Origin of the sequence: Shinella sumterensis, assembly GCF_004514425.2 — a bacterium.
Lineage (GTDB): Bacteria > Pseudomonadota > Alphaproteobacteria > Rhizobiales > Rhizobiaceae > Shinella > Shinella sumterensis.
In genome coordinates, this window is sequence record NZ_MYFN02000005.1 from 1 (window position 1) to 21,449 (window position 21,449).

The following is a 21,449-nucleotide window of genomic DNA, read 5'->3' on the forward strand; positions in this document are numbered from 1 at the left end:
TGCCGACGCATCCGCCAATGCCGATCCCCTTGTGTGCCGCACAGGCACGCCCGGCGCGCCGTTCGGGGCATGAAACGACAGGATCGGTCCGACATCCCGCCGCTTCCCCCGTGTCGCCGGAGGGAGACCATTTTCCGCAGGCCCGGTGCATGAGGTTTCGCGTCATCCCCCCACGCCCCGCGCCGACCCCGCCTCGCCGCAACGCCTTGCGGTGTATCCGAGGGCGGGATGGGAGGATTGTAGGCATGGCTGGAGACGGCGGGGAAATTGGAAGCGGATTTTGTTGGAAAATCAGGGGATGCGAGCGGATTACGTCCCCGGATGAGGGGCGGTGAGGACGGCAGCGAAGGCAAGCGCCGACAACCGCACTATTCGGTGCACACTACTCGGCGATGATCTTGTACTTCTCGCCGGGGCGGACCGTGCTGGTGACGGTCATGGCGTTGATCAGGCGGAAGAGGTCGAGCTTGCGGTCGGTGCCGAGCATGCGGCCGGCCAGCGTGGCGACGGTATCGCCCGGGCGCGCGGTGACGACGCGCACGCGCAGCGGCTTCAGGCTCTCGACTTCCGCCGGCGTGAGCTTGCGGAACGAGGTGCGCAGGGTGTTCGCCGTCGGCTCCAGCGCCGGCGAGCCGGTCGGCACCGCCGTCAGGAAACGGTAGATCTTCTTGTCGATGCGCACGACGGTCACGTCGAACTCCCAGCGGTCGGCGGCGGCGCGCGCGGTCGCGGCCTCCAGCCCGTTGAGACTGACGGAGCGGATCGTGTCGGGCCTCAGGCCCGTCACCCAGCCGCTGGAAATGTAGTTGACGAGGTTCTGGCCGCGGCTGTCGGCCACGCCGTCGAAGCGGATGGCGACATCGCCGGGGCCGGTCGCCAGCACCGCATCGGCCTTGTTGTCGATCTGGAAGCCAGCCGGCACGTCGAAACGGATGCCGAGCTTGCCGTGCAGGAAGGTCTGCCCGCGCACATAACCCTCTTCCGGCGCATCGCCGTAGAGCAGCCCGTCGATACCGGCGAGATAGTAGTCGCGACCGCGATCACCCACCTGCCCTTCCGCGCCAAAGGCACGGGCATGCATGCGCGCCAGTTCCACGCGCTGCGGCGCATTGGGATGGCTCGACAGGAAGTCGAGGCTCTGGTCGGCATCGGGATCGACCGCCGTGAAGCGGGCATAGGCCGCCATGGAATCCAGGAAGCGGGCGGCGGCGTAGGGATCGTAACCCGCCTCGCCCAGCATGCGCACGCCGATGACGTCGGCCTGGAGCTCCTGGTTGCGCGAGAAGGCGGCAAGGCGCAGCTTGCCGCGCGCCAGCGCCTGCTTGCCGGCAATGTTGCTGGACAAGACCTCGGCCACCACGCGGCTGGCGATGACCTCGGCCTCTTCCTTCTTCTGCCGCTCGATGCCGTGATTGGCGGTGACATGCGCCATTTCATGCGACAGCACGGCGGCGACTTCGGAGGCATCGTCGGCAAGCGCCAGCAGGCCGCGCGTCACGTAGAGATAGCCGCCCGGCAGCGCGAAGGCGTTGATCGCCGGCGAATTGAGGATGGTGATGCGGTAGGACTGGTTCGGGTTTTCCGAGACCTGCGTCAGCGCGCCGGTAATGCGCGCGACAAGCCGCTCCGTCTTGGCGTCCTTGTATTCGCCGCCATAGCTCGCGACGATGCGCGGATGCTCGCGCGCGCCCATCTGGGCCCGCGGGTCGTTCTTCTGCACCTCATCGACGATCTGCGGATTGGAGGACGGCGCGATCGTCGGCTCGTAGCTCTGCTCGATCAGCGACTGGCAGCCGGTCAGCATCGTGGCGGCGAGCAACAGGGCCGCGACGGGCCTGTTCACCCCGCGTCCGGATACGATTGCAGCTGCCTGCCTTGCCTTCGCCATGTCTCTAGCCCACGCCCCTTGATGGGTCCGCTCCCGGTCTGCAGCCAAAGCATGCGGACACGGCGCGGATCGTGCGTTTGTGAATGCAGGAGATAGACGCGCCCCATACGGTCGGCAACTCCCTATTCAACAAACGGTTCCCATGTGGCTCCGGTGACACAGAGGGGCGACCAAATTGTGGCATCGGACGCGGCAAAACCGCCGCGGCCGTCGCTAAGGCACGGAACGGCCGAGGAATTTCGCGATGTCGGCCGGCTCCCGCCGGGCGAGGAAATCGCCGGCCGGCTCGTGGAAGCGGATTTTGCCGTCCGTCACATAGATCACCTCGCCCGCCAGCCGGCCGATATCCTCGGGCTGGTGGGTGATGAACAGCATGGTCGCCTGCGTCTCGGCGACGAGATCGGCGAGCAGCGCCGCCATATCCGCGCGCATGGCGGGATCGAGTGCGGCGAAGGGTTCGTCGAGCAGCAGGATCGGCCGGCGGCGCACCAGCGCGCGGGCCAGCGCCACCCGCTGCCGCTCGCCGCCGGACAGCGAACCGGGCAGGCGCGTCTCGTAACCGCCGAGGCCGACGCGGGCGAGCGCCTCGGACACGCGGCACCACCCCGCCGCATCCAGACGCAGCCCCGGATCGATGCCGAGGCCGACATTGTCGGCGATGGTGAGGTGGGAAAACAGGTTGTTGTCCTGGAAGACGATGGAGACCGGCCGCTCGGCGGGATCGCGGCCCGCCATGTCCTCGCCCAGCAGGCGCACCGAACCGGCCGCAGGCGGCTGGAAACCGGCGATGACGTTGAACAGGGTCGACTTGCCGGCACCCGACGGGCCGACCACCGCGACGGCCGCGCCGGCCTTTATGGCGCAGTCGAAGGCGAGCGTCTTTTCGGCAAAGCGCACGGTGACATCGGAAAGGGCAATGGCGGTATCAGGCATCGGGGCCGGGCCTTTCGGGGGCGCGATCGGGGGCGGTCGAGGGCAGCGTCAGGAGCAGGCAGAGCACGCCCAGGATGAGCGCGATGCCGGCGGCATCGGCGGTGCGGTAGCTTGCCATGCGCGAGTAAAGCAGCCAGGGCAGCGTCACGAAACCCTCCGCGCCGAAGATGGCGACGGCGCCGAGATCGCCGAGCGACAATGCCATGGCGAAGGCAAACGCGGTGAGGAAGGGTTTCTTCAGCGCCGGCCAGTCGATCGTTACAAGGCGGCGGCGACCCGTGATGCCGAGGCTGAGCGCCAGACGCGCCGTGCGGGCGAGATGGGTGCGATAGGCAGGCCCCAGCACGCGCACCACGAAGGGCAGCGCCATCAGCGCATTGATGACGGTGACGATGGCCGGGGCGAAGCGGCCGGTTTCGCCGAAAAGCCGCAGCATGAGAAACCAGCCCGTGGCCACGACGACCGGCGGCACGAGCAGGATGAGCGAGCCGACCGCCGGAAGCACGCCCGCCATTATCAGTCGCGCCGGCCCCGCCGCGCCGCTTTCGGCAAGCTGCGGCACCAGCACGACGGGCAGCGCGATGGCGAGGCTGAGGCTGGCGGAGGCAAGCGAGATCGCAAGGCTGGTGAGGAGCGCGCGGTGCAGCGTCGGATCGAGCGCGAGCCGGCCGAAATCGGCGGCGAGGCCCGAAACGAGCGTCGCCAGCAGCGGCGCGGCGGTGAAGAGGGTGAAGGCGAGGATGACGAGCCCGTCCGTGACACGCCGCCGGCGGCCGTCGAAGCGGCGGATGGCGCGGCCCGCCGTCACGCCCTCATCCTGCGGCCGGCCGAACAGCGAGAGGACAAAGAGCAGCAGCCCTGTGACCGCGATCTGCAGGAAGGCGAGCAGGACGGCGCGGGCTGGATCGAAATCGAAGCGCAGGGCCTGGTAGATCGCGACCTCGATGGTGGTGGCCGCCGGCCCGCCGCCGAGCGTGAGAACGAGGGTGAAGCTCGTGGCGCACAGCATGAAGACGAGGCCGGCAATGCCCGGCAGCACGCGCCGGATGACCGGCCATTCGATGAGCCGGAACACCGCCCCGCCGCCCATGCCGAGATTGGCCGAGCTCAGCCAGTATTCCGCCGGGATGCGTTCGAGCGCGGCGACGAGGAAGCGCACGGCGAGCGGCAGGTTGAAGAAGACATGGGCAATGAGGATGCCCGTCAGCCCGTAGACGCTGACCGGGTTTTGCAGGCCGGCAAGCCGCAGGAGATCGTTGACCACGCCCTGGCGCCCCCAGATCTCGATGATGCCGAGGGCGGCGACGAGCGCCGGCAGGCCGAGCGGCACGGCCGACAGCCGCAGGATCCAGACGCGGCCGAGAAAGGCGCGCTGGCGCGCCAGGGCACGCGCCACGGGAATGGCGAGCGCCACCGACAGCAGCGTGGAAAGCGCGGCCTGAAGGAACGTGAAGCGCGCCACCCGCAGGATATAGGCATCGAACAGCGGCGCGCCCGCGCCGGCCCCTGCACCGGACCCTGAACCGGCATGACCGAGCAGCACGGCGGTCGCCACGCCGACGAAGGCCAGCACGCCGCCAAGCGCGAGCGCGCCGGCGATATCGAGCGTGCGTCTTTCGGCGCGGGCGAAGATCACGATGTTTATCCGGCTACTTGGCGCTCATCACGGCCAGCCATTCGTCGATCCAGGCCTTGCGGTTGGCCGCGACCTCCTCCGGCGACATGAGGAAGGTCTTTTCCGGCTTGACCAGTGCATCGAAGGCGGCGGGCAGCGGATCGCGGGTCTTGCCAGCCGGCATCATCCAGTTGGTCTCTGGGATGATCGACTGGAAATCCGGCCCCGTCATGTAGGTGAGGAACTGGCGGGCCAGCGCCTTGTCGCCGGCGGTGCGGGTGAGTCCGGCAACCTCGATCTGGATATAGTGGCCTTCCGAGAAGGCGGCCGCCTTGTAGCGCTCGTTCTTCTCCGCGATGACGTGATAGGCCGGCGAGGTCGTGTAGGACAGCACCATCGGCGCCTCGCCCTTGGTGAACAGGCCATAGGCTTCCGACCAGCCCGGCGTGACGGTCAGGACACGCCGCTTGAGCTTTTCCCAGGCCTCGGGCGCCTTGTCGCCATAAACCGACTTGACCCAGAGCAGCAGGCCGAGGCCCGGCGTGGAGGTGCGCGGATCCTCGATGACGATCTTCTCCGCGGGGTCGCCCTCGACCAGGTCCTTGAGGCTGGTCGGCGGGTTCTTCAGGGTCTCGCTGTCATAGACGACGGCGAAATGGCCGTAGTCGTAGGGCAGGAACGTATCGTCGGAGAAGCCGCCGGGCACCGTCAGGTCCTTCGGCGAGAGGCCATGCGCCTCGAACAGGCCCGTGGCCTTCGCCTCGGCGATCAGATTGGTGTCGAGACCGAGCACCACGTCGGCCTTGGTGCCCTCGCCCTCCAGCTTGAGGCGGGTCAGGAGCTCCACGCCATCGGCCACGCCGACCCATTCGACCTTGCAGCCGCAGGTCTTCTCGAACTCTTCCTTGACCTTGGGGCCCGGGCCCCATTCGGCGATGAAGCTCTCATAGGTGTAGACGGTCAGCGTCTTTTCCTGCGCCGATGCGGGCACGGCGACACAAACGGCGAGCGCCGTAACCAATGTGGAAAGTAGCGTGCGCATCCGCGCCTCCTTGTTTGTCACAACGGGAATAGGGCGCTGGATTGAGCCGTCTAATCCCTCCGCCGGTACGAGCCGGATCAGGTTCTTCGGGTTGGCGTGACGCCTCTCAGCCAGCAGACCGAAACCTGCGGGCACCCCGTTAGAGCAGGACAAGGCATAATCCGGCCCGCGACGGCGCGCAAGGGGCGGATCAGAGAGCAGAGCCCGGCAGGCGGGAATGGACGGAAAATCGGCCTGTTCCGCAGGAAACAGCGGGCAAGGCGGCGCTGTGCGATCTTCTCATCACCGGACGAGAACAGCTCGACGCATCCATCAGGCCAGAGATCAGGAGAGCCCCATGCGCAAGACCATCGTTTCCGCCACTATTGCCTTCGTCGCCGCCGTTTCCTTCGCAGCGCCCTCATATGCCTGCTACGACAGCTACGGCTATGAGCAGCCGCAATGCTTCATCAAGAAGGTGAAGTCCTACGATTATTACGGCGACGTCGTGATCCGGAAGATCAAGGTCTGCAACTGAGCGGTATCATCAATGACCTCCCCGAAGGCCCGGATGTCCCTGCATCCGGGTCCTTTGCTGTCGGGAGCGCTCGCCTGCTCAGGCGTAGGCGAAATCCGTGGTCTTGCTGACCAGGACGGCCTTCAGTTTTTCCAGCGCCCGGTTCTCGATCTGGCGGACGCGTTCCTTGGAGATGCCGAGCAGGACGCCCAGTTCCTCGAGCGTTGCGCCGTTTTCGGCGAGGCGGCGGGCGCGGATGATCTTCATCTCGCGCTCGTTGAGTTCGCCGAGCGCCGAATAGAGCCAGTGGTGGCGGCGTTCGCCATCGATGGAGCCCTCGGCCTGCTCGTCCGGCAGGGGGGCCTCGCTGGCGAGAAGATCGATGCGGCTGGCGCCCTCGCCTTCATTGGGCGAGATCGGCGCCTGCAGCGAGATATCCGACGAGGACAGGCGCGCATCCATGGTGCGCACGTCGGCGGTGCTGACACCGATGGCGGCGGCGATTTCCTGATGCATGGCCTCGGCGGTCAGACGGGTGTCGCCGCGGGCGAGCCGGGCACGCAGACGGCGCAGGTTGAAGAACAGCGCCTTCTGCGCCGAACTGGTGCCGCCGCGCACGATGGACCAGTTGCGAAGCACGTAATCCTGGACCGAGGCGCGGATCCACCAGCTGGCATAGGTGGAGAAGCGCACCTGCCGCTCCGGCTCGAAGCGGGCGGCGGCTTCCAGAAGGCCGATATAGCCTTCCTGCACGAGATCGCTGAGCGGCAGGCCGAAATTGCGGAACTTGCCCGCCATCGAAACGACAAGGCGCATATGGGCCATCGCGATGCGGTTACGGGCTTCCTGGTCTTGATTGTTCTTCCAGGCCTGGGCAAGAGCCTGTTCCTCGTCCCTCTCAAGGTAGGGCGCGGACATGGCAAGCTTGATCATGCGGCGCTCTGCTGTCGTCGTAGCCATGCGTCTCTCCACGTGAACCGAACCGGCTCCGGGGAGGCATGAACCACCCGTTCGCCCATAGAGAAGACAGTCCGGAGAGGCCAGTGGATCGCCCGGCATGGCCGGGACGATGCCGCGGCACAGCGCCCTTCGGTCATCCTCGGCCAGTCAAACGGGCGTGCCGCAAAAAAGTTCCATAAAAAAACCCGGCTGTCGCCAGCCGGGCTTTAAATCGTGACGGAGTGCCCTAGATCAGGCGGCCTCGTCCTGGCTGTCGTCTTCCTCGATGGCCTTGCCGCGCTTCGGACCCTTGGCGAGGTTCGTCTCGACGAGACGGACGGCTTCGGTTTCCGACATCTTGTTGACGGCGGCGATTTCGCGGGCCATGCGGTCGAGGGCGGCTTCGTAAAGCTGGCGCTCGGAATAGGACTGCTCCGGCTGGTTCTCGGCGCGATAGAGGTCACGGACCACTTCGGCAATCGAGATCAGGTCGCCGGAATTGATCTTGGCATCGTATTCCTGCGCGCGGCGCGACCACATGGTGCGCTTCACGCGGGCCTTGCCCTGGACAACCTTCAGCGCGCGGTCGACGAAATCGGTCTCCGACAGTTTGCGCATGCCGATGGAAACGGCCTTGGCAACCGGCACCTTGAGACGCATCTTGTCCTTTTCGAAATCGATGACAAAAAGCTCAAGCTTCATGCCGGCGACTTCCTGCTCCTCGATGGCCACGATCTGGCCGACACCGTGGGCGGGATAGACGATCGACTCGCCGGTCTTGAAGCCCTGGCGCGTGGAAGATTTCTTCTGCTGGGTCGTCATTCTGTTCAAATACTCCCTGTTACACTCCCCGATGAGGCCGGGGTGGGTCCGGGGACCCGGGAAAGACGGGGGGCACCCTGCGGTGTCACCACTCTGGTCCGTCCGCCATGCGCAAAGAGGTCCACTGCAACGCGATCACATGCGAGCAACCGAGGTTGCCTATGGGAGGTGAGCGACGGTGAGGGATCGTTTGCTTTCGTGGTGGTGTTCGGGCACGCAAAATGCCGCGATGTGGATCAGTATCAGGACCCTACCACAAAAAAGTGCCGAAATCAATAATTTGCTTCGCATGGGTCATCAAGCCTGCCCTATCGCCTTTTGGCGAGGACAGGCTTTTTTCCCCAGCTTCGGCGGCCGCGGTGCGGCCGGTCAGTCGCCCTTGCCCGGATTGGGCGAGAAGTACTGCTCGTACTTGCCTTCCACGCCGTCCATTTCCTTGGCCTCGGGCAGCGCATCCCGCTTCACGGTGATGTTGGGCCAGATCGACGCGAATTCCGTATTGATCTTCAACCACTTGTCGAGACCCGGCTCCGTATCGGGCTTGATCGCCTCGGCGGGACATTCCGGCTCGCAGACGCCGCAATCGATGCACTCGTCCGGGTGGATGACCAGGAAGTTCTCGCCTTCGTAGAAGCAGTCGACAGGGCAGACTTCGACACAGTCCGTATATTTGCAGCGGATGCAGTTGTCGGTCACGACATACGTCATGATGAACTCCAGAAAAATCACAAGCAGGCGGACGGCGGAACCGTCCATTGCCGCAAAGCCTGTCACGCAATCGGCTGGCAGACAGCAGGAGATGCGAGAAGCAGGCTGTCCGGTGGCTGAGGTAAAGGCTTTGCGGGCGCTTTGCAAGCGTAATACATGCGCGATCTGCGGCTTGCGAGGTATAGAATTCTAAAGCGCGGCCCGGAACGGCCCGGCACTCAGTCGTCGCCTTCGCCCGGATAATCGTGCAGGCGGTCGATCTCGCGGCGTTCGCGCTTGGTGGGCCGGCCGGCGCCGCGCTCGCGCGTGGCCTGGGCGAAGAGATTGCGCTCCTCGCGCGGCGGCGGGGGCGGCGTCATGTCGCTGTAGAGAAGGCGGGCCTCCTCATAGGGGCCGCGGCGCTCGCCGGTCTGGAGCACCTTCACCACCATGTCGTGGCGCTCGAGCGAAAGCACGACGACATCACCGGGACGCACGGCATAGGAGGGCTGGCGGATGGCGAGATCGTTGACGCGCACATCGCCCGCCTCGACGGACTTCGCCGCCAGCGAGCGCGACTTGCGCAGGCGCGCGAAGAACAGCCACTTGTCGATGCGCTGTCGCGCCTGACCGGCCGGCTGTTCCTCGTCGCGCGCCATGGCTTACTTCTTCAGCTGCTCCTTGAGCGCCGCGAGCTTTGCGAAGGGCGAATCCGGATCGATCGGCTTCTCCTTGCGGGGCGGACGGGCCTCGAACTTCGCCTGTTGCGGCTTTCCGCCGCGCTCGTTGCGCTCGCCGCGCTGCTCGTTGCGGTCGCGGTTGCCGCCCTGCGGCTTTCCGTCGCGGCCGCCGCGATTCTGGTCGGGACGGCCGCGGCCGCCTTCGCGACGCTCGCCGCGTTCACCGCGCTCCCCGGCCTGCTGGCCGCGGTTGCGGTCGCCGCCACGGCGTTCGCCACGCTCGGGCCGCTCGCCGCCATGGCGGTGGCCGCCCTGGCGCTGGTTGTCGTGGCGCGAACCCGGACGCCAGAGAAGCACGGGCTTGGCCTCGACCGGCTCGGCGCTTTCGCCGGCAGCCTCGGGGGCTGCGGCATCCAATGCGGCCGGGGCTTCCGCGGTCTCGGCGGCCGGCGTCTCTTCAACGGGCGTTTCGGACGCGGGTGCTTCCGCGACGGGGGCTTCGCCTGCCGTTTCCTCGGCAGCGTCGGCCTGCGCCTCGTCGGCATCGCCATCCTGCTCGCCTGCGGCGTCCGCCGGAGTGGCAGCACCCGCATCGGCCGGGGCCTGGGCGGCAAGGAAGGCGGCGGCCTCTTCGGCGGTCACGCTGTCGGCGCGGTAGCCGAGACCCTTGAGGATCTCTTCCATGTCGTCGGGCGTGGCGCCGAGGATGGAAAGCATGGCGGTCGTCGCGGTGAAGCGGCGGCCGTCATAGGCGCCGTCCGGACGCGGCGTGCCCGGCTTCCACTGAAGCAGCGGACGGATGAGGTCGGCGAGACGCTCGAGAATGTCGATGCGCACGGCGCGCTTGCCGAGGAACCGGAAGCCGGCGAGCTTGTAGAAGGTGCGCTCATAGCTCGGATCGGTGACGACCGACGTGCGGCCGGCGGCGAGGACCGGGATGAGATCGCCATAGCCCGGCTTGTCGAGGCCGTCGTTCTTCAGCGCCCAGAGCAGCGTGATGAGTTCGGCCGGGGCCGGCTTCAGTAGTGCGGGCATGAAGATGTGGTAGGCGCCGAAGCGGATGCCGTGCTTGCGCATGGAGGCGCGGCCGTCCTGGTCGAGCGACTTCACGTCGTCGGCCACGTCACGGCGGAACAGCACGCCGAGGTTTTCGACGAGCTGGAAGGCCAGGCCCTTGGCGAGACCCTGCAGGTCTTCCGCACGGGAAAGATCGTCGAGCGGCTTCAGGACGGTGGCGATGTGATGGTTCACGAAACGCTCGATGCGGGCGGCGACATGGTCGCGCGCATTGCCCGTCAGCTGCTCGTCGGAGAGCAGGATGACGCGCGGGCGCATGATGTGATCGGACGCGGCAAGACGGGCGACGGGATCGCCGAGCCAGCGCACGGTGCCGTCGGAACCGAGCGCGAGGTCGCCATTGCCGGCCGCATGCAGGCGCGCGGCCCGGGCTTCGAACTCCAGCGCGAGCGCCTTCTGCGCAGCCGCCTGCACGGCCTTCGCATCGGGACCTTCCGTTCCGGAGACGAGCGTGAACCGGAAACCGGCCAACTGCCCGACATGATGTCCTTCCACGAAGACATCGCCATTCACACTGATTTCAGCTTCCAGCATCGCATTCTCTCTCAGGCGCTTCATGAGCACAGATGTCCTGCGATCAACAAAGCGTTTCGTCAACCGTTCATGTAACGCATCGGACAATCGGTCTTCGATTTCCCGCGTCTTTTCCTGCCAGTGTGTCGGATCGGCAAGCCATCCGGGCCGATTCGACACATAGGTCCACGTCCTTATCTGCGCGATTCGCGCCGAAAGCGTGTCGATCTCGCCATCCGTGCGATCCGAGCGGCGGACCTGGTCGGCCATGAAGTCCTCGTTGACCGTGCCGCGCCGGACGAGATCCGCATAGAGCGTCGAGATGAGGTCGGCATGCTGGGCCGGGGTGATGCGGCGATAGTCGGGCAGCGCGCAGGCTTCCCACAGCTTTTCGACGCGCTCGGGCGTGGTGGCGAGCTCACGGATATCGGGATAGCGCGACAGGTGCTCCAGCGCCTGCTGGTCGACCGCCGGAAGCGCCCGCGTCAGCCCGCCGATCGGCGGGGCGGCCTCGAGCGACAGGCGAAGCGATTGCAGCGAGGAATAGTCGAAGCGGGTCGTGCGCCATTGAAGAACCTTGACCGGATCGAACTGGTGCGTCTCGATGCGCTCGACAAGCTCCTCGTCGAAGGGATCGACGCGGCCCGTGACACCGAACGTGCCGTCGCGCAGGTGCCGGCCGGCGCGGCCGGCGATCTGGGCAAGCTCGGCCGGATTGAGATTGCGGAACTGGTAGCCGTCGAACTTGCGGTCCTGCGCGAAGGCGACATGGTCGACATCGAGGTTGAGGCCCATGCCGATCGCGTCCGTCGCGACGAGATATTCGACATCGCCCTCCTGGTAAAGCGCGACCTGTGCATTGCGGGTGCGCGGCGAAAGTGCGCCGAGCACCACGGCCGCCCCGCCGCGCTGGCGACGGATGAGCTCGGCGATGGCGTAGACCTCGTCGGCCGAGAAGGCGACGATGGCCGTGCGCTGCGGCAGGCGGGTGATCTTCTTGGAGCCGGAATAGAACAGCTGGGAAAGCCGCGGACGCTCGATGACATGGATGCCCGGCAGCATCTGCTCGAGGATCGGCTTCATGGTGCCCGCACCCAAAAGCAGCGTCTCGTCGCGCCCGCGCAGATGCAGCACCCGGTCGGTGAAGATGTGGCCGCGCTCCAGATCGCCGGCAAGCTGCACCTCGTCGATGGCGACGAAGGAGGCGCGCGTCTCGCGCGGCATGGCCTCCACCGTGCAGACCGAAAAGCGCGCCATATGCGGCGTGATCTTCTCCTCGCCGGTGATGAGCGCGACATTGTGCTGGCCGACCCGCTCGACGAGGCGCGTATAGACCTCGCGCGCCAGAAGGCGCAGAGGCAGGCCGATAATGCCCGTCTCATGTGCCACCATGCGTTCGATTGCGTAGTGGGTCTTGCCCGTATTGGTCGGGCCGAGCACCGCGGTGACCCCGCGGCCGCTCACAATCATGGGTGCTTGCGACAAGACATGCCCCGGCTGGTTCCGTTTCCGGCAACAGATGCCCATCGCAGCCACCGATGGCAAGGGGCAAGGCGAAATGCGCCGGATTTTCCGATGTTTTGCCGGCTCATGGAACAGCCGCGGAACGAAACGGAGACGAATCGCTGACTCGCCCGCATTCCGGCTTTGTTCACCGCAAGTGCTTGATCGGACTCACGATCCCGCCACAAGATGCTGAATCGGACCCAAGACGGTGCACGGTTACTTGAAACCGAAAATGCCTTTCACACCGGATGATCGTAGATATCCGTGCCGTCCCAGGCGCTTCCGGTGTCGTAGAGGGGGAACACCTCTTCGGTGAGGTAGGGGCCGCCGCCGACGGATTCCTTGGAGGACATCAGCACGAAGCGGTTCACCATGAAGGGGGCGGTGTGGAAATTGCCGCGGCCGGTAAGGTAGCGCGCGACATCCTCGGTGCGGGCATTGCGCAGGCGCGCCAGCGTGACATGCGGCGTGAACTTGCGCGGATCGGCCGGCAGGCCGAGCCGCTGGCAGATGCGTTCGATTTCAGCCTGCAGCGCATACATTTCCGGCGCCTGCGTGACGCCGGCGAAGACGGAATGGGGCTTCTTCGACCCGAAGGAGCCGATGCCGGACAGCGCCAGCTGGAATTCCGGCCGCTCGATGCGGTCGAGCCGGTCGACCACCTCGTCGGCCGTGCGGCCGTCGATGTCGCCGATGAAACGAAGGGTTATGTGGAAGTTCTCGACATCGATCCAGCGGGCTCCGGGAAGGCCGCCTCTCAAAAGCGAGAGGCTCATCGCCGCGTTGCGCGGCACTTCGAGGGCGACGAAAAGTCTCGGCATGATGACCTCTCCCTACTGGAATGTAACGTCAGCGAATCACGCAAAGCCGTTTCGCGCAACCCTAATTTCGCACCCGCGAGAATTACTCCCCGGCCTTGAGGGAGGTCAGGAAACGTTCGGCGGCCGGAAGCATCGCCTGCACCATCGCATCCACGCCTTTCGCGTTGGGGTGCATGCCGTCCTCCAGCTGGAGATCGGCCTTGGTGACGACGCCTTCGAGGAAGAACGGATAGAGCGGCACGTCGTGCTTCTCGGCAAGCTTGCCGTAGACGGCGTTGAAGCGCTCGGCATATTCGGGGCCCATGTTCGGCGGCGCGAGCATGCCGGCGAGCAACACGGCGATGCCGCGCTCCTTCAGCCGCGTGATCATCGTGTCGAGGTTCTTTTCGGTCTCTTCGGGCGCAATGCCGCGCAGCGCATCGTTGGCGCCGAGTTCGAGGATCACGCCCTGCGTGCCGTCGGGGATCGACCAGTCGAGGCGCGCAAGGCCGCCGGAGGTCGTATCGCCGGAAACGCCGGCATTGGCGATCTCCACCTCATGCCCCTTGGCGCGCAGGGCGGCTTCCAGCTTGACGGGGAAGGCATCGCCCGCCGGAAGCTGGTAGCCGGCCATCAGGCTGTCACCGAAACCGACGAGCTTGACGGGCTCGGCGCGCGCGGCACCGACGGATAACAAAGCTGTGATCGCAAGGGCGGTTAAAAATCCGAGCGTCGCTTTAAACGCCATGGCGAGGTTCCTAGATTGCTGGCATTGCGGTTCTTCACAATCATATAGGGCAGAATTCCTTGGCCAAAAGCATCATCGATCTCAAAAAAGCCGATCTCACCCTGGGCCAGGCGGCCGCCTCCGTGCATGTGCTCAAGGGGATCGACCTTTCGATCGATGCAGGCGAATCGGTCGGCATCGTCGGACCCTCGGGTTCCGGCAAGTCGACGCTGCTGATGGTTCTGGCCGGCCTGGAGCGGCTCGACAGCGGCGAAATCCACATCGACGGCGCAGGCCTGCACGGCATGAACGAGGACCAGGTCGCCGATTTCCGCGGCCGCAATATCGGCATCGTGTTCCAGTCCTTTCACCTCATTCCCAACATGACGGCGCTGGAGAATGTCGCTGTGCCGCTGGAACTGGCCAATGTGGCCGGCGCCTTCGACATCGCCCGGCGTGAGCTGACGGCCGTCGGGCTGGGCGAGCGCCTGTCGCACTATCCCGGCCAGCTCTCGGGCGGCGAGCAGCAGCGCGTGGCGATTGCCCGGGCGCTGGCGCCCTCGCCGAAGTTGCTGATCGCCGATGAGCCGACCGGCAATCTCGACACGGAAACCGGCCGGCAGATCGCCGACCTCCTGTTTGCCAAGCAGGCCGAGCGCGGCATGACGCTGGTGCTGGTGACGCACGACCCCGCCCTTGCCGCCCGGTGCAGCCGGCAGGTCGCCATGCGCTCGGGCGAGATCGTCTCGGGGGCCGCGCCCGCGGCAGCCGTTTCCGAGGCGGTGCCGGCATGAGGATCGGTGCGGTCCTCAAACAGTTTCCGCTTGCCCTTCGCCTGGCGCTGCGCGAGATGCGCGGCGGCCTGAAGGGCTTCTACATCTTCCTCGCCTGCATCGCGCTCGGCACGGCGGCCATTGCCGGCGTCAATTCTGTTTCCAGCGCCATCACGCAGGCGATCGCCTCGCAAGGCCAGTCGCTATTGGCCGGCGACGTGCGTTTCGAGCTGCGCAACCGCACGGCGACGCCGGAGGAAATGGCCTATTTCCAGGGCCTCGGCGACGTGTCGCTGTCGACCGGGCTGCGCTCCATGGCGCGCCTGCCCGACGGGTCCGACCAGACGCTGGTGGAGGCGCGCGGCGTCGACGGCGCCTATCCGCTCTACGGCGCGCTGGAAACCGTGCCGCAACAGCCCTCCGCCGACCTGATGGCCCGGCAGGGCGACGCCTGGGGCGCCATCGTCGCGCCGCTGCTGCTCGACCGGCTCAACATCGCCGTCGGCGACGAGATCCTGCTCGGCAATGCGAAGATCAAGGTGACGGCGACCATGGCGCGCGAGCCGGATGCCGTTTCCGAAGGGTTCGGGCTTGCCCCGCGCCTGATGCTTTCGCAAGAGGCCTTGCAGGCCAGCGGACTGGTCCAGACCGGCAGCCTCGTCGAAAACGCCTACCGCATCCGCCTGACCAATCCCGATGCATCCATCGCGACGATCCGGGACGATTCGGCAAAGGCGTTCCCGACCGCGGGATGGTCGATCCGCACCGCCGACAGCGCGGCCCCCTCGCTCACCGCCAACATCAGGCGCTTCTCGCAGTTCCTGACGCTGGTCGGCCTCACGGCGCTGATCGTCGGCGGCGTGGGCGTGGCGAATGCGGTGCGGGCCTATCTCGATTCCAAGCGCTCGGTCATCGCCACCTTCAAATGCCTGGGTGCGCCGGCCTCGCTGGTGGCGCTCGTCTATCTCACGCAGATCGCGCTGATTGCGGCCGTCGGCATTCTCATCGGCCTCGTCGCGGGTGCGCTGATGCCGCTCGTTGCCATGCAGTTCCTCGAGGGCGTGCTGCCGGTGCCGGCCGAGGCGCAGCTTTATCCCTCCGCTCTGCTGCTGGCCGCCGTCTTCGGCCTTCTGACGGCGCTCGCCTTCGCCATCATGCCGCTCGGCCATGCCCGCGAGGTGCCGGCGACGGCGCTGTTCCGCGAACAGGGATTCCAATCGTCACGCCTGCCGAGCTGGCCCTATGTGCTGGGTGCTGCCGCATTCCTCGCGGCACTGGCGGGACTGGCGATCTTCACCGCCTATGACCGCTACATCGCCTCGGTGTTCCTCGGCGCCATCGCCTTCGCCTTCGTGGTGCTGCGCGCCGTCGCCATGCTGATCACGGCAATCGCCAAACGCAGCCCGCGGGTGAACTCGCCCTCGCTCAGGCTCGCCATCGGCAACATCCATCGGCCGGGCGCGCTCACGTCCTCGGTCGTGCTGTCGCTCGGCCTGGGGCTCGCGCTGCTGGTGACGCTGACGCTGATCGACGGCAATTTGCGCCGTGAGCTGACCGGCAGCCTGCCGGACCGCGCGCCGAACTTCTTCTTCGTCGACATCCAGGGCAGCGAGCTCGACGGCTTCCGCGACGTGCTCTCCGCCAACATGCCCGACGGCAAGATCATCGAGGTGCCGATGCTGCGCGGCCGCGTGATGGAGCTGAACGGCGTGGATGTCGCCAAGGTGGAGGTACCGCCGGAGGGTCAATGGGTGCTGCGCGGCGATCGCGGCATCACCTATGCGAAGAACGTGCCGGAGAATTCCACCCTGAGCGCGGGCGAATGGTGGCCGGAGGATTATACGGGCGAACCGCTCGTCTCGTTCTCGACCGACGAGGGTCGCGAACTGGGCCTGAAGCTCGGTGACACCGTGACCGTCAACGTGCTCGGCCGCAACATCACGGCGCGCATCGCCAACTTCCGCAATGTCGAGTGGGAATCGCTGTCGATCAACTTCGTGATGGTCTTCTCGCCCAACACCTTCGCCGGCGCGCCGCATGCCTGGCTCGCCACCGTGATCGATCCGGGCGCGACGGCGGCGCAGGAAGCCGCGACGCTGAGAGCCATCACCAATGCCTATCCGACCGTGACCAGCGTGCGCGTCAAGGATGCACTCGATGTGGTGAACGAGCTGGTCGGCCAGCTGGCGACCGCCATCCGCGCGGCCGCCGCCGTGGCGCTGATCGCCTCCATCCTGGTGCTGGCCGGCGCGCTGGCCGCCGGCAACCGGGCACGCGTGCACGATGCCGTCGTCCTGAAGACGCTGGGCGCCACCCGCGCCACGCTGATCCGCGCCTTCAGCTACGAGTACCTGATGCTCGGGCTGGCGACGGCGCTGTTTGCGCTCTTTGCCGGCGGCGTATCGGCCTGGTTCGTGGTGGCCCGCATCATGAAGCTGCCGTCGAGCTTCCTGCCTGATGTGGCCGTGATGACGGTGGCGACGGCGCTGATCATGACGGTCGGTATCGGCCTGGCCGGGACGTGGCGCATTCTGGGACAGAAGGCGGCACCGGTGCTGCGGGAGCTCTAAATCGCACGCCCCGCCATTCTCCCTGGGGTCGCAGGTCTTGTGCACAACACAATTGATGCGCATATTTACGTCAGGCAAGCTGGAGCCCCGCAGCGGCTGCCCGGACCCGGAAAAAGCGTTTCGAACCGTCGAAGCGAATAACCGGGCGCCCGACACCGTATAGACCATGGGGCTTGAACATAGAGGAAAACATGGCTGATCTCCGTAACTACCAGACTCGAACGGTGAACACCGGCGCTCAGGCCGGCGCCGTCATCGACGAGAGCCTGCGCGCCTACATGCTTCGGGTCTACAACCTGATGGCATTGGGTCTCGCGATCACGGGTGTCGTCGCCTACTTCGCTTCGCAGGCTGCCTTTGCCGGCGGCCAGCTCACGAGCTTCGGCTACGCCATCTATGTGAGCCCGCTGAAGTGGGTCGTGATGCTCGCCCCGCTCGCCCTCGTCTTCTTCCTGAGCTTCCGCATCCAGTCGATGAGCGTCGGCGCGGCGCAGACGACGTTCTGGATCTATGCGGGCCTGATGGGCCTGTCGCTCTCGTCGATCTTCCTGGTCTACACGGGCGCCAGCATCGCGCAGACCTTCTTCGTCTCGGCCGCCGCCTTTGGCGCGCTGTCGCTGTTCGGCTACACGACGAAGCGTGATCTCTCCGCGATGGGCTCGTTCCTGATCATGGGCCTGTTCGGCCTGATCATCGCCTCGCTCGTCAACCTGTTCCTCAAGTCGTCGGCGCTCGACTTCGCCGTCTCCGCGATCGGCGTTCTCGTCTTCGCCGGCCTGACCGCCTGGGACACGCAGAAGATCAAGGAAATGTACTTCGAAGCAGACGACACCGCCGTGGCCGGCCGCAAGGCCATCATGGGCGCGCTGACGCTCTACCTCGACTTCATCAACCTCTTCCTCTTCCTGCTGCGCTTCCTCGGCAACCGCGAGTAAGCCCGGCAGCCGAAGGGCTGGTCATCGAAACCCCGCCGGAGACGGCGGGGTTTTTTATGGTGCGCTCTCCTTTGGCGTGCCCCTGCGGCGATCAAATCGTCGCGCCTGCCGGGGCCTGCGGTTGACAAGCCCCTTTTCCTGCGCCACCTGAGGGCAAAGGCCGCGCTGCAAGCCCCGCGCGGCCGCGTTCGCGCAAGAGGCTCCAAAATGTCCTTCTCCTTCGACTTTGAACCGAAGCCGCGGCGCCAGTCCGTCGGTGTCGATGTCGGCGGCGTGCTGGTCGGCGGCGGCGCGCCTGTCGTCGTCCAGTCGATGACCAACACCGATACCGCCGATATCGATGGCACGGTGGCCCAGGTCGCAGCCCTGCATCGCGCCGGTTCGGAAATCGTGCGCATCACCGTCGACCGCGACGAGAGTGCGGCCGCCGTGCCGAAGATCCGCGAGCGCCTGGAGCGTCTGGGCCTCGACGTGCCGCTCGTCGGCGACTTCCACTATATCGGCCACAAGCTGCTGGCCGATCACCCGGCCTGCGCCGAGGCGCTGGCGAAATACCGCATCAATCCCGGCAATGTCGGCTTCAAGGACAAGAAGGACAAGCAGTTCTCGGCCATCGTCGAGACCGCCATCCGCTACGACAAGCCGGTGCGCATCGGCGTCAACTGGGGCTCGCTCGACCAGGAGCTCCTGACCCGGCTGATGGACGAGAACCAGGACAGGGGCTCGCCGCTCACCGCCCAGCAGGTGATGCGCGAGGCGATCTGCCAGTCGGCGCTGCTTTCGGCCGAGATGGCCGAGGAGATCGGCCTGCCGAGGAGCCGCATCATCCTCTCGGCCAAGGTGTCGGCCGTGCAGGACCTCATCGCCGTCTACGCCATGCTCTCGTCGCGCTCCGACCATGCGCTGCATCTCGGCCTCACCGAAGCCGGCATGGGCACCAAGGGCGTCGTCGCCTCCTCCGCCTCGCTCGGCATTCTCATGCAGCAGGGCATCGGCGACACGATCCGTATCTCGCTGACGCCCGAGCCCGGCGGAGACCGCACCCGCGAGGTGCAGGTGGCGCAGGAACTGCTGCAGGTCATGGGCTTCCGCCAGTTCATTCCCGTCGTCGCCGCCTGTCCGGGATGCGGCCGCACCACCTCCACGGTGTTTCAGGAACTCGCCCAGAAGATCCAGGACGACATCCGCAAGAACATGCCGGTGTGGCGCGGGAAATATCCCGGCGTCGAAGGCCTCAAGGTCGCCGTCATGGGCTGCATCGTCAACGGGCCGGGCGAAAGCAAGCATGCCGATATCGGCATCTCGCTGCCCGGCACGGGCGAACTGCCGATCGCGCCCGTCTATATCGACGGCAAGAAGGCGATGACGCTGCGCGGCACCAACATCGCCGGCGACTTCGAGGCGCTGGTCAACGACTATATCGAGAAGCGCTACGGCCAGGGCCAGGCGGCGGCGGAATGAGCCTTCCGGCGCGGCTCAGAGCCGCGTCGTCAGGAGCTTGAAGCCGGCAAAGGCGAAGAAGGCGGCCATGACGCCTTCGATGGCCCGGCGCGACTTCAGATAGGCGCGGTGCACCGGCGCGAGCGAGAAGACCAGCGCAAAGCCGAGGAAGACGCAGACGCCCATCACCATGCAGCCCGCGATGAAGGTCGCCATGACGCCGCCCGGTGCGCCCGGCGGCATGCCGAGCGACGTCAGCATGATCCAGTTGAAGATCGCCTTGGGGTTGGTGATGTGGATGCCGAGACCCTTGAGATATTGCCGCCGCAGCGACAGCGCCGGCATGGCCGCGATCTGCGCGCGGTAGGTCTCCTCGCTCTTGCGTGCGGCGCGATAGGCATTCCAGGCCAGCCACAGCAGGTAGCAGCCGCCGACGATCTTCAGGATGACGATCGCCTCGCCATAGGTGCGGATGAGGGCGGACAGGCCCGAGGCAGTGAGGATCGCCCAGACATAGGAGCCCGTAAGGACGCCAAGCGCGAGCGCCACGCCCGCCTGCCGGCCGCGGCTGATCGATGTCGAGATGATCGCGAGGATCGCCGGGCCCGGCGAGGCGGTCCCGATGAGATAGGCCGTCCAGGCGACGGCGAGCTGCGGCAGATAGGGGGTAAGGTCGGCCATGGGGTCACCGGATGGATTTCCGGCAACGATACGCGATCCGCTTGCCGTCTGACAGCCGGAGAATTGCACCACATGTCCCTGTCGGGGCGTGATGTGACGCGTCCCTTTCATCCGGCCCTTCGGGCCACCTTCTCCCCGCTGGGGAGAAGGGGAAGCGGGGCGACGTGTCGCTCGACACGTCGGCATCGGGAGGACGAGAGGGCGCCGTCATTCCCTTCTCCCCGCCGGGGAGAAGGTGCCGGCAGGCGGATGAGGGGGCTTGCGAAACCTCAGACGATCTCTTCAAGCGCCGCGATCAGGCGGTCGCATTCTTCCGGCGTACCGATGGTGATGCGCAGGAAATCCGAGATGCGGGGCTTGGCGAAGTGGCGCACGAGCACCGCCCTCTCGCGCAGGCCGCTCGCGAGCGCCTCGCCGCTGTGATCGGGGTGGCGGGCGAAGACAAAGTTGGCCTGCGAGGGCAAAACCTCGAAGCCGCGCTGGCGCAGCGCGCCGGTGACGCGCTCGCGGCTTTCGATGACCTTGCCGCGCGTCTCGTCGAACCATGCGCGATCGTCGATAGCGGCGGTCGCGCCGGCCTGGGCGATGCGGTCGAGCGGATAGGAGTTGAAGCTGTCCTTGACGCGCTCCAGCGCATCGATCAGCGGGCGCTGGCCGATGGCGTAGCCGACACGCAGGCCGGCAAGCGAGCGCGACTTGGACAGCGTGTGCACCACGAGCAGGTTGTCGTATGTCTTCGTCAGCGGAATGGCGCTTTCGCCGCCGAAATCGATATAGGCTTCGTCGATCACCACCGGCTGGTCGGGATGGGCGGCGACCAGCGCCTCGATGGCGGAAAGCGGCAAGCCGATGCCCGTTGGCGCATTCGGGTTGGCGAGGATGATGGCGCCGCAGGCGCGGTCATAATCCTTGAGATCGACGGTGAAATCGTCCTTGAGCGCGATCTCCACCGCCTCGATGCCGAACAGGCGGCAGTAGGTCGGGTAGAAGCTGTAGGTGATATCGGGGTAGAGCAGCGGCTTCTCGTGCTTGAGCAGGGCGGCGAAGACATGCGCCAGCACCTCGTCGGAACCGTTGCCGACAAAGACCTCGTCCTCCGCCACGCCATAAAAGCGGGCGATCGACTGGCGCAGCGCCAGCGCCGACGGATCGGGATAGAGCTTCAGGCTGTCGGCGACGACCGCCTGCATGGCGGCGATGGCCTTGGGCGACGGCCCGTAGGGATTTTCATTGGTGTTGAGCTTGATGAGATCTTGAATGCGCGGCTGTTCGCCCGCGACATAGGGCTTGAGCGTGGCGACGATCGGCGACCAGAATTTGCTCAT

General features: G+C 66.2%; 18 protein-coding genes and 1 riboswitch. Of the genes, 5 read left to right on the plus strand and 13 right to left on the minus strand.

The annotated features are described in order from the left end of the window. Positions 1-382: 382 nt before the first annotated feature. The 4 genes from B5M41_RS11410 to thiB form a co-directional block, all read right to left on the minus strand. Entirely contained in the window at positions 383-1,888 is a 1,506-nt protein-coding gene (locus tag B5M41_RS11410; protein WP_134652956.1) for a M48 family metalloprotease, read from the minus strand. A 213-nt stretch (positions 1,889-2,101) separates the two neighbouring features. Further along, positions 2,102-2,821 (minus strand): thiamine ABC transporter ATP-binding protein, encoded by a 720-nt coding sequence (gene thiQ, locus B5M41_RS11415; RefSeq protein ID WP_134652958.1) that lies wholly within the window; start codon positions 2,819-2,821, stop codon positions 2,102-2,104. Continuing rightward, complete coding sequence (gene thiP, locus B5M41_RS11420; protein ID WP_134652972.1) at positions 2,814-4,454, minus strand: thiamine/thiamine pyrophosphate ABC transporter permease; 1,641 nt, start codon at positions 4,452-4,454, stop codon at positions 2,814-2,816. Before thiP ends, thiQ begins: the two co-directional genes overlap by 8 nt. 16 nt (positions 4,455-4,470) lie before the next feature. Next, positions 4,471-5,478, minus strand: a complete 1,008-nt coding sequence (gene thiB, locus B5M41_RS11425) for a thiamine ABC transporter substrate binding subunit (RefSeq protein ID WP_134652960.1) — start codon at positions 5,476-5,478, stop codon at positions 4,471-4,473. Positions 5,479-5,515: 37 nt separating this feature from the next. Further along, positions 5,516-5,627, minus strand: a riboswitch (TPP riboswitch). A gap of 188 nt (positions 5,628-5,815) precedes the next feature. Between thiB and B5M41_RS11430 the strand changes: the two genes are divergently transcribed. Further along, the gene (locus tag B5M41_RS11430) at positions 5,816-5,995 is read left to right on the plus strand and encodes a hypothetical protein (RefSeq protein ID WP_134652962.1); all 180 of its coding nucleotides are present in this window, start codon (positions 5,816-5,818) and stop codon (positions 5,993-5,995) included. A 78-nt stretch (positions 5,996-6,073) separates the two neighbouring features. Here B5M41_RS11430 and B5M41_RS11435 read toward each other — a convergent pair whose 3' ends face one another. From B5M41_RS11435 to B5M41_RS11465, 7 genes are all read right to left on the minus strand, one after another. Further along, on the minus strand, positions 6,074-6,934 hold the full coding sequence (locus B5M41_RS11435; protein WP_134652964.1) for an RNA polymerase factor sigma-32: 861 nt from the start codon (positions 6,932-6,934) through the stop codon (positions 6,074-6,076). A 231-nt stretch (positions 6,935-7,165) separates the two neighbouring features. After that, on the minus strand, positions 7,166-7,735 hold the full coding sequence (locus tag B5M41_RS11440) for a CarD family transcriptional regulator (protein ID WP_119257839.1): 570 nt from the start codon (positions 7,733-7,735) through the stop codon (positions 7,166-7,168). A 369-nt stretch (positions 7,736-8,104) separates the two neighbouring features. After that, the gene (gene fdxA, locus B5M41_RS11445; RefSeq protein ID WP_134652966.1) at positions 8,105-8,443 is read right to left on the minus strand and encodes a ferredoxin FdxA; all 339 of its coding nucleotides are present in this window, start codon (positions 8,441-8,443) and stop codon (positions 8,105-8,107) included. Positions 8,444-8,661: 218 nt separating this feature from the next. Further along, on the minus strand, positions 8,662-9,081 hold the full coding sequence (locus tag B5M41_RS11450) for an RNA-binding S4 domain-containing protein (protein WP_134652968.1): 420 nt from the start codon (positions 9,079-9,081) through the stop codon (positions 8,662-8,664). Positions 9,082-9,084: 3 nt separating this feature from the next. Next, the gene (locus B5M41_RS11455) at positions 9,085-12,162 is read right to left on the minus strand and encodes a helicase-related protein (protein WP_230640058.1); all 3,078 of its coding nucleotides are present in this window, start codon (positions 12,160-12,162) and stop codon (positions 9,085-9,087) included. Positions 12,163-12,437: 275 nt separating this feature from the next. Further along, a complete protein-coding gene (gene thpR / locus B5M41_RS11460) occupies positions 12,438-13,019 on the minus strand; it encodes an RNA 2',3'-cyclic phosphodiesterase (protein ID WP_134648248.1) in 582 nt (193 codons plus the stop codon). Positions 13,020-13,101: 82 nt separating this feature from the next. Next, positions 13,102-13,746, minus strand: coding sequence for an arylesterase (locus B5M41_RS11465; protein WP_134648250.1), 645 nt, complete (start codon positions 13,744-13,746; stop codon positions 13,102-13,104). A gap of 59 nt (positions 13,747-13,805) precedes the next feature. Between B5M41_RS11465 and B5M41_RS11470 the strand changes: the two genes are divergently transcribed. From B5M41_RS11470 to ispG, 4 genes are all read left to right on the plus strand, one after another. After that, positions 13,806-14,519, plus strand: coding sequence for an ABC transporter ATP-binding protein (locus B5M41_RS11470; RefSeq protein WP_134648252.1), 714 nt, complete (start codon positions 13,806-13,808; stop codon positions 14,517-14,519). Next, positions 14,516-17,068, plus strand: coding sequence for an ABC transporter permease (locus tag B5M41_RS11475; RefSeq protein WP_134648254.1), 2,553 nt, complete (start codon positions 14,516-14,518; stop codon positions 17,066-17,068). The genes B5M41_RS11470 and B5M41_RS11475 overlap by 4 nt, the downstream gene beginning before the upstream one ends. Before the next feature lie 191 nt (positions 17,069-17,259). Continuing rightward, positions 17,260-18,003, plus strand: coding sequence for a Bax inhibitor-1/YccA family protein (locus B5M41_RS11480; protein ID WP_134648256.1), 744 nt, complete (start codon positions 17,260-17,262; stop codon positions 18,001-18,003). Positions 18,004-18,210: 207 nt separating this feature from the next. Continuing rightward, positions 18,211-19,464, plus strand: a complete 1,254-nt coding sequence (ispG, locus tag B5M41_RS11485) for a flavodoxin-dependent (E)-4-hydroxy-3-methylbut-2-enyl-diphosphate synthase (protein WP_134648258.1) — start codon at positions 18,211-18,213, stop codon at positions 19,462-19,464. Between the two features lie 15 nt (positions 19,465-19,479). On the opposite strand, the gene B5M41_RS11490 is transcribed toward ispG, so the two are convergent. After that, positions 19,480-20,124: a LysE family translocator gene (locus B5M41_RS11490; RefSeq protein ID WP_134648260.1), complete on the minus strand. Its 645-nt coding sequence runs from the start codon at positions 20,122-20,124 to the stop codon at positions 19,480-19,482. A 269-nt stretch (positions 20,125-20,393) separates the two neighbouring features. Then, on the minus strand, positions 20,394-21,449 hold the full coding sequence (gene hisC, locus B5M41_RS11495; RefSeq protein ID WP_134648262.1) for a histidinol-phosphate transaminase: 1,056 nt from the start codon (positions 21,447-21,449) through the stop codon (positions 20,394-20,396).

Excerpts from the sequence above, each read along its gene's own strand:
- B5M41_RS11410 (WP_134652956.1), bottom strand. The coding sequence starts at position 1,888 with ATGGCGAAGGCAAGGCAGGCAGCTGCAATCGTATCCGGACGCGGGGTG.
- thiQ (WP_134652958.1), bottom strand. The coding sequence starts at position 2,821 with ATGCCTGATACCGCCATTGCCCTTTCCGATGTCACCGTGCGCTTTGCC.
- thiB (WP_134652960.1), bottom strand. The coding sequence starts at position 5,478 with ATGCGCACGCTACTTTCCACATTGGTTACGGCGCTCGCCGTTTGTGTC.
- B5M41_RS11430 (WP_134652962.1), top strand. The coding sequence starts at position 5,816 with ATGCGCAAGACCATCGTTTCCGCCACTATTGCCTTCGTCGCCGCCGTT.
- B5M41_RS11435 (WP_134652964.1), bottom strand. The coding sequence starts at position 6,934 with ATGGCTACGACGACAGCAGAGCGCCGCATGATCAAGCTTGCCATGTCC.
- B5M41_RS11440 (WP_119257839.1), bottom strand. The coding sequence starts at position 7,735 with ATGACGACCCAGCAGAAGAAATCTTCCACGCGCCAGGGCTTCAAGACC.
- fdxA (WP_134652966.1), bottom strand. The coding sequence starts at position 8,443 with ATGACGTATGTCGTGACCGACAACTGCATCCGCTGCAAATATACGGAC.
- B5M41_RS11450 (WP_134652968.1), bottom strand. The coding sequence starts at position 9,081 with ATGGCGCGCGACGAGGAACAGCCGGCCGGTCAGGCGCGACAGCGCATC.
- B5M41_RS11455 (WP_230640058.1), bottom strand. The coding sequence starts at position 12,162 with ATGATTGTGAGCGGCCGCGGGGTCACCGCGGTGCTCGGCCCGACCAAT.
- thpR (WP_134648248.1), bottom strand. The coding sequence starts at position 13,019 with ATGCCGAGACTTTTCGTCGCCCTCGAAGTGCCGCGCAACGCGGCGATG.
- B5M41_RS11465 (WP_134648250.1), bottom strand. The coding sequence starts at position 13,746 with ATGGCGTTTAAAGCGACGCTCGGATTTTTAACCGCCCTTGCGATCACA.
- B5M41_RS11475 (WP_134648254.1), top strand. The coding sequence starts at position 14,516 with ATGAGGATCGGTGCGGTCCTCAAACAGTTTCCGCTTGCCCTTCGCCTG.
- B5M41_RS11480 (WP_134648256.1), top strand. The coding sequence starts at position 17,260 with ATGGCTGATCTCCGTAACTACCAGACTCGAACGGTGAACACCGGCGCT.
- ispG (WP_134648258.1), top strand. The coding sequence starts at position 18,211 with ATGTCCTTCTCCTTCGACTTTGAACCGAAGCCGCGGCGCCAGTCCGTC.
- B5M41_RS11490 (WP_134648260.1), bottom strand. The coding sequence starts at position 20,124 with ATGGCCGACCTTACCCCCTATCTGCCGCAGCTCGCCGTCGCCTGGACG.
- hisC (WP_134648262.1), bottom strand. The coding sequence starts at position 21,449 with ATGAGCAAATTCTGGTCGCCGATCGTCGCCACGCTCAAGCCCTATGTC.